The 6,921-nt window shown below is 67.1% G+C and carries 6 protein-coding genes; 1 reads left to right on the top strand and 5 read right to left on the bottom strand.

The window, feature by feature from the left end; translation table 11 throughout:
* Positions 1 to 105 precede the first annotated feature (105 nt).
* The 5 genes from DPM12_RS19860 to DPM12_RS19840 are packed head-to-tail and all read right to left on the bottom strand — an operon-like array spanning position 106 to position 6,277.
* Positions 106 to 1,344 carry a substrate-binding domain-containing protein gene (locus DPM12_RS19860; protein ID WP_112260100.1) on the bottom strand — a complete coding sequence of 413 codons (1,239 nt, stop codon included), beginning with the start codon at positions 1,342 to 1,344 and terminating at the stop codon, positions 106 to 108.
* Positions 1,345 to 1,354: 10 nt separating this feature from the next.
* On the bottom strand, positions 1,355 to 2,422 hold the full coding sequence (locus tag DPM12_RS19855) for an ABC transporter permease (protein WP_112260098.1): 1,068 nt from the start codon (positions 2,420 to 2,422) through the stop codon (positions 1,355 to 1,357).
* Positions 2,419 to 3,609, bottom strand: coding sequence for an ABC transporter permease (locus DPM12_RS19850; RefSeq protein ID WP_112260097.1), 1,191 nt, complete (start codon positions 3,607 to 3,609; stop codon positions 2,419 to 2,421). The genes DPM12_RS19855 and DPM12_RS19850 overlap by 4 nt, the downstream gene beginning before the upstream one ends.
* Entirely contained in the window at positions 3,609 to 5,141 is a 1,533-nt protein-coding gene (locus DPM12_RS19845; protein WP_112260096.1) for a sugar ABC transporter ATP-binding protein, read from the bottom strand. Before DPM12_RS19845 ends, DPM12_RS19850 begins: the two co-directional genes overlap by 1 nt.
* The gene (locus DPM12_RS19840) at positions 5,138 to 6,277 is read right to left on the bottom strand and encodes a Gfo/Idh/MocA family protein (RefSeq protein WP_112260099.1); all 1,140 of its coding nucleotides are present in this window, start codon (positions 6,275 to 6,277) and stop codon (positions 5,138 to 5,140) included. The genes DPM12_RS19845 and DPM12_RS19840 overlap by 4 nt, the downstream gene beginning before the upstream one ends.
* A 157-nt stretch (positions 6,278 to 6,434) precedes the next feature.
* On the opposite strand from DPM12_RS19840, the gene DPM12_RS19835 reads away from it, so the two are divergent.
* Positions 6,435 to 6,921 (top strand): ROK family protein (locus DPM12_RS19835; RefSeq protein ID WP_342778818.1); only part of this gene is annotated, 487 nt, incomplete at its 3' end.

Raw genomic sequence — 6,921 nt, 5'->3', positions numbered from 1 at the left:
CTGGTCACGCTCGGACTCCTCACTCGTCCCTCGCTCGTCGCCTCGCCGTTCCGCGTTTCCTGGTCACGCTCGGACTCCTCACTCGTCCCTCGCTCGTCGCCTCGCTCAGCGGTCCTGCCAGGCCTCCGGGAAGCCAGGCAGATCCTCGCCACCGAACTTGGCGTAGTGCAGGCTCGGCATCTCCGCGTTGATGTCGAGGAAGTGATCCAGCTCGTCCTCCTCGATCGGCTCCTGCGGGAGCACCCACTCGCTCGGCACTTCCTCGCCGTTCCAGATCTTGATCGCTGCCTCGATCGGGGTCCGCCACTGGAAGTTCGAGTACACCGGAGCGATCCCGGTCAGCCCCGTTTCCTTCCACTTGCGCATGAAGCTGAGCTCGTCCTCCCCGGCGATCACCGGGTAGTCGTTCCCGGTGTCCTCGAATGCCTCGATCGCCGCGACGGCACCGTCACCGGCATCCATCCAGATACCGTCGACGTCGCCCCGCTGCAAGTACTGGGTGACGATGTCCTTGATCGCAGCCCCGTCGCCCTCGGTGAATTCGAATCCGAGGATGTCGAGCTCGCTCTCCCCGAAGATCTGCTGAGCCGCCGCCCAGCGATGTTCCAGCACATCCACGCCCGGGAGGATGCGCAGGGCCAGCACCGACGAGCCCGGTTCGAGATTGTCGACCAGGAACTCGGCCGCGTCCGCACCGTAGGCATAGCCGCCGATGGGATGGATGAACGTCACCATGCAATCCGTGTTCACACCGCGGTCGAAGACGATCACGGGGATCCCGCTGTCACATGCCGCCTCGACGGCGGGCGTCAGGGTCGCCGTCGTGGACGGCGAGATGATGAGTGCGTCGCAGTCGCCGGCGTCGATGAATGTCTGGATGTCGGAGATCTGCTGGTTGTCGTCGTCAGCCGCATCGGAGACCCGGAACTCGCCGATCTCCCCGCTTTCCTTGTACACCTCGACCTGCTGCTGCATCGTGATCCATCCGGTCACCCGCCAGGGGTTGCTGACCGAGGCGTTGGAGAAGCACAGCGTGTTGTCGCCGCCGTCGACCTCGTACTCGGAAGTATCCGTCCAGTCCGGATCGATCGCCTGCAGCCACGGCTGGTCCTCCGGTCCCTCCGGCTCCATGTCGCGCTGCGCGAGTTGGCGCTCGAAGTCGGCCTGGACGAACCACTCGTCATCGTTCGTGTCCTCGGCGTCGTCACCGTCGTCCGACTCGCCCGCGTCGCCCTCCGGCTGAGCCGCGACGTCCCCGGCCTCGTCCGGGTTGTCGGTGGTACACGCCGCCATCATGAGCGCCACAGCGGCAGCGCCCCCCAATAACACGCGAGACTTGCGCATCATGCCTCCTCTAAGTGGTGGTCTGCTTCTGGCTGTCTCGCGGATGATCCTCTGGTTCCGTCGAGACGTCGGACCGTTCCATTGCTGCGGCAGGCCGTGATCTCTCCCGGGCCGCGTAGGCGACGGCCGCGATGATGATCAAACCTTGCGCCGCCGGCCGGATCGTGGCCGGCAGGGCCAGCTGGTTGAATAGGGTGAACAGAGCTTGCAGGGCAAGCGCCCCTCCCATGGCGCCGACGACCGTGCCACGGCCGCCGCCCAGGACGACACCGCCGAGGACCACGGCCGTGATGGCGGTGAATTCCAGCCCCTCGCCGACCTGTGCCGTCACCCCGGCGAACCCGCCGATCAGCACGGCCGCGAAGGTGGCCATCACGCTCGACAACACGAAAGCCGCGGTACGCACCTGCCAGACGCGCGCGCCCGAGAACGTGGCCGTGCGCTCGTTGTCCCCCGTGGCCATCAACGTCTTGCCATACGAACTGCGCATCAGCATGATCGCCAGGACCATGAAGACCGCCAGGATGATGACCGCCCACGGGAGCTGGCGCACCACCGGCATGTCGATGCCGCCGCGCCCGGGCTGGCGGAACGCTTCCGACAGCGCGCCGGTCGGAGCGCCACCAGTCCACAGGCGAATCGCGCCGTACAGGACGAGCATCATTCCGAGTGTCGTGATCAGCGACTGCACCTTCAGGATCGTCGTGATCAAGCCGTTGACCAGGCCGACGAGCACACCGAACGCCAGCATGAGCAGCAGCACGGGAACGGTGCGGCCTTCTTCCCCGTCGATCAGCCTGGCCGCGATGACGACTTGAGCACCGACGAGCGAACCGACCGAGAGGTCGAGCTCTCCGGATACGATCACGAAGTACTGCCCGATCGCCAGCAGCACGATGGGTGCCGCCATCTTCACGAATGCCATCAACGACGCCGGTTCCAGGAAGCTCGCGTTGACGACGAAGATGGCCGCGAAGATCACCAGCAGCAGCGCGTAGACCGTGCCGCCGCCACCGCCGAACAGGCGTCCCGCCAGCTCGGTCACCTGGGGACGACGTCGAGCGTTGGTGGCCTTCATCGCCCTTCTCCCTTCGGACCCTGGCGGATGGTCGTGCCGGTCTGGCTCGTCTCGTGGGCGTCACCGGGCGCTCCCCGTACGCCGGCCGGCGGTGGTGGCTGCCGGCCCGATGACCCGGCGGATGGAGGGACTTTCGGTGCGGCGTCGGAGGTTGCGCTGCCGCCGTTCCCGTCGTCGAACCTGATCCGGCGGGCCTTGCGGTCCAGCTGGCGCCTTGCATAGATGGCGACGGCGGCGATGATGATCACGCCGCGTAGGACGTCCTTGAAGAACGGGTCCACCTGGAGGATGTTGAACACCGTGTCGAGCACCGCCAGGATCAGCACGCCGCCGATGGTGCCCGCGATGCCGCCCCGGCCTCCGAGCAGGAGCGTCCCGCCGAGGACCACCGCGGCGATGGAGTCCAGCTCGTAGAGGTTGTCATAAACCAGCGCACTGCCCGTACCGAAGCGCGCGGCGATCAGCAAGCCCGCGAGGCCCGCGCACAACGAGCACAAGACGTGAGCGGTGACCATGACCCGCCCGGTACGGATCCCCGACATCCGGGCCACCTCGGCGTTCCCGCCAACCGCGAACATGTGATACCCGGTGCGGGACTTGCGAAGGAAGAGGAAACCGGCGAGCGCGACCGCCAGCATCACCGCGGTGGACAGCGGCAAGAAGCCCAGCCGGGTGAAGCCGAACTGCTGGAACTGCGTGGGAACGCTGCCGGCGGGTCCCTGATACTGGGTGTCGAGATAACCCTTGATGATCAGGCCCATGCCCAGCGTCGTGATGAACGGATTGACCCGCAGCACCGCGATGATCAGCCCGTTGGCCAGGCCGATCGCGCCTGACACCAGTAGCACGGCACCGATGCCCAGGCCGATGCGCCCGGTATCCCCCTCCATCGTGGTCGCCGCGACGATACTGGTCAGGGCCACGACGTAGCCGACCGAGAGGTCCAGCGAGCGGCACAGGATGGCGAACGTCTGGCCGATGGCGATGAACCCGAGCAGGCTGGACCGGGTGAACATGTCCACCGTGTTGGCAGTGTTGAACAGGTTCTGTCCGCGAAGCCCGACGAGCACCGCACCGATGATCACGATCCCCACCAGTGCGACGAATACGAGCTCGGTGGGGCCGAGGTTCCACCGCGACCTCGATCTTTGCTGCGCGACGTCAACCGTCTCGGTTGTCTGACTCATCACTGCTCGCCCCCCATCGCGTGCCCGGTGGCCAGCGACATGACGGACTCCTCGTCGGCACCGGCCGAGAGCTCACCGGCGATGCGGCCGTCCCGCAGGACGACAATGCGGTCCGCCATGCCGATCACTTCGGGGAGTTCGGAGGAGATCATCAATATCGCCACACCCCGCGCGGACAGCTCCCGCATGAGCGAATAGACGCGCTGTTTCGCGCCGACGTCGATGCCCCGGGTCGGCTCGTCGAGCACCATGACCGACGGCTCGGTGGCCAGCCATTTGGCGAGCACCACCTTCTGCTGATTACCACCGGACAGAAAGCGCACCTCCTGATCCACATCCCGGGCAACCAGGTCGAGCGAGGAGAGGATGCCCGGGATGTTCTGCACTCGCCGGCCCGCTTGCCCGGGCTGCACGGCGTCGAGCACCAGGCGCGCGTTGGCCATGACGGACTGGTTCAGCGCCAGCCCTTCGGCCTTGCGGTCCTCGGTGACCAGGGCGATCCCGGCGCGTACCGCCTGCCGGGGAGAACGCACCCGGACTCGCCGCCCGTCAATCCACATCGATCCGCGGGTGAACCGGTCGACCCCGAACAGCGCGTGCGCGATCTCGGTGCGGCCGCTGCCCTGGAGCCCCGCGAGGGCAGTGATCTCCCCGGCGCGCAGTTCCAGGTCGATTCCGTCGAGTTGAGCGTTGCCACACCCGTCGAGCCGGAGCCGGGTCTCACCGATCGCGGTTCCCTCGATCTTGTCCGGGAAGAAACTCGAGATGGGACGGCCGACCATGAGTTTCACGAGCTCGTCAGAGGTGATCCGTGCGGTGTCCACCGTGTCCACCAGCGCGCCGTCTTTGAGGATCGTGACCCGATCGGAGAGATCGAAGATCTCCTTGAGGCGGTGCGAGACGTACAGCACGGCGACGCCGCGCTCCCGGAGCGTGCCGATGAGCCGGTAGAGCACCTCGACCTCCTCGTCAGCGAGGGCGGCCGTCGGCTCGTCCATGGAAATGATCCGCGCATCATGCGACAGCGCCTTGACGATCTCGACGATCTGCTGGCCGGCCACCGACAGGGAGCGCACCCGGGTCTGCGGGGAGAGCCAGGTCAGCCCGAGGTCCTCGAGAAGTGCCGCCGTCGCCGCATTCATCTGCGCCGCGTCGACGAGACCGCGCCGGCGCGGCTCGCGACCGAGGAAGACGTTCTCCGCGACCGTGCGCTCCGGCAGGAGGTTGAACTCCTGGAAGACCGTGGACACGCCCGCGTGCTGTGCCTGCAACGGGTGCTCGAACGAGACCGCATGCCCATCCAGCTCGACCGTGCCGCCATCCGCCTGGTGAACACCGGCGAGGATCTTCATCAACGTGGATTTGCCGGCCCCGTTCTCCCCGACCAGCGCGTGCACCTCGCCTGCACGCAGGTCGAGATCGACCCCGAACAGCACCTGGACGCCGAGGAACGACTTGTCGATCCCCGCCATGCGCACCACCGTGGTTCCGGTGTCTGCACCCGCGCTGGGACCAGAGGGCAGTGTGGTCATGGGCCTACCTCCACCCAGGTTCGCTCCCGCGCCGAGGTGACCACGGCGTCAGCGACCTGCGCCGAGCGTAAACCATCGGCAAATGTGGGCAGGCCATCCGGCATCTGCCCGCCTATGGCCGCCCGGGTGTCGGCCACCAGCGCATCGAAACAGTCCTGGTAGCCCTGCGGGTGGCCCGCCGGCACCCGCACGTACCGGGCAGCGTCCGGGCTCAAGGTCTCGCCGTCGCGTACGAGCATGCTGCTGCGATCCCGGCCGCCCCACCACAGCACCTCGGGGTTCTCCTGGTCGAAGCAGAACGATCCCTGGGAACCGGACACCTCCAGGAGCAGCCGGTTTTTCCGGCCGGCGGACACCTGGCTGATCACGACCGTGCCCACCGATCCCGATTCGGTGGCGAACTGGACGATCACCATGTCCTCGGTCGTCACCTCGCGCGGCGCCTGCGCGCCACGCCGCTCGTTGACCCGCGACGACTGCGCCGACAGGCTGGCGATCCGCTCGCCGGTCACGAACTCCATGAGGTCGCACCAGTGCGATCCGATGTCACCGAATGCCCGCGTCGGCCCTCCGAGATCCGGGTCGACGCGCCAGTTGTCGTCATCGGGGCGCAGCATCCAGTCCTGCAGATAGCTGCCGTGGGCGAGGAACACCCTGCCGATCTCCCCTCCGCGCACCTTGGCGCGGGCCTCGCGCACCATCGGATGAAACCGGTAGACGAACGGCACGACGCCCAGGCTTCCTGCCTCCTCGGCTGCGGTAGTCATGGCTGCCGCGGAGGCCGCCGACGTCGAGAGCGGCTTCTCACACACCACGTGTTTCCCGGCGGCCACCGCCGCCAGCGCCACCGGCTCGTGCAGGTGGTTCGGTGTGCAGACGTGGACGACGTCGACGTCACGCGAGTCAAGTGCCTCCTCCAGGCTGCCGAAGACCTGATCGGCATACATGTCGGCAAGTGAGTCCTTGGCTCGCTCGACGTTGGATCCCACCACGCCGGCGACGCGCCCGCCGGCGACGTGCACGGCTCTCGCGTGTACCCGGCCCATGAAGCCGGTGCCCACGATGGCCGCTCGATAGGCCACCCCATCCTGGTGAGCGTCCAGATGGTCAACGTCGTGATCTGTGATCGGCGCCATACGCATGGAAGGACCGTAGGGTTACTTTTGCATGTAAGTCAAGCAAAAGTTGCTTACCTGTTACTCTTCAGGCAGCGTCAGACAGATTGAAGTTTCGTATGTTTCACTGGTCACCATGCTCGAAGGCGTTGACGATCCGGCATCTCGCCCGCCAGCCATGGCGGGCGAGAACGGTTCTACCCCGGGGGCCGGTGCCCTCTTCCAATTGCTGCGTGACGGCCAGCCGCGCACCCGCGCCCAGCTCGCCGCGGAAACCGGCCTCGCCCGATCGACCATCACCCAGCGCGTCGACGCCCTCCTCACCAGCAACCTGATCGGGCCAGCGGACAAGGCCGCCTCCACCGGAGGGCGGCCTCCCACGCGGTTCGCGTTCAATCCCTCCGCACGCGTGATCCTGGCCGCCGACATCGGCGCCACGCACGCCCGTATCGCCGTCACCGACCTCGTGGGGCGCGTCCTCACCGAAGAGCGTGCGGAGCTCTCCATTACGGCGGGCCCGGAAACCGTGCTGGAGTGGGTGGCTTCGACCGGCCACCGGCTAGTGAAAGACGTCGGGCGGGAGGTCTCCGACCTGCTCGGTGTCGGTATCGGCTTGCCGGGCCCGGTCGAGCACTCCACCGGCCGCCCCGTCAACCCACCCATCA

This window comes from Phytoactinopolyspora halophila (assembly GCF_003287285.1).
Taxonomy (GTDB): domain Bacteria; phylum Actinomycetota; class Actinomycetes; order Jiangellales; family Jiangellaceae; genus Phytoactinopolyspora_A; species Phytoactinopolyspora_A halophila.
Note: the sequence above shows the minus strand (reverse complement) of the source record. Positions and strands in the feature narration are given on the sequence as shown.

Coding starts and splice junctions, on each gene's coding strand:
- DPM12_RS19840 (WP_112260099.1), bottom strand. CDS start 6,277: ATGGCGCCGATCACAGATCACGACGTTGACCATCTGGACGCTCACCAG.
- DPM12_RS19855 (WP_112260098.1), bottom strand. CDS start 2,422: ATGAAGGCCACCAACGCTCGACGTCGTCCCCAGGTGACCGAGCTGGCG.
- DPM12_RS19860 (WP_112260100.1), bottom strand. CDS start 1,344: ATGCGCAAGTCTCGCGTGTTATTGGGGGGCGCTGCCGCTGTGGCGCTC.
- DPM12_RS19850 (WP_112260097.1), bottom strand. CDS start 3,609: ATGAGTCAGACAACCGAGACGGTTGACGTCGCGCAGCAAAGATCGAGG.
- DPM12_RS19845 (WP_112260096.1), bottom strand. CDS start 5,141: ATGACCACACTGCCCTCTGGTCCCAGCGCGGGTGCAGACACCGGAACC.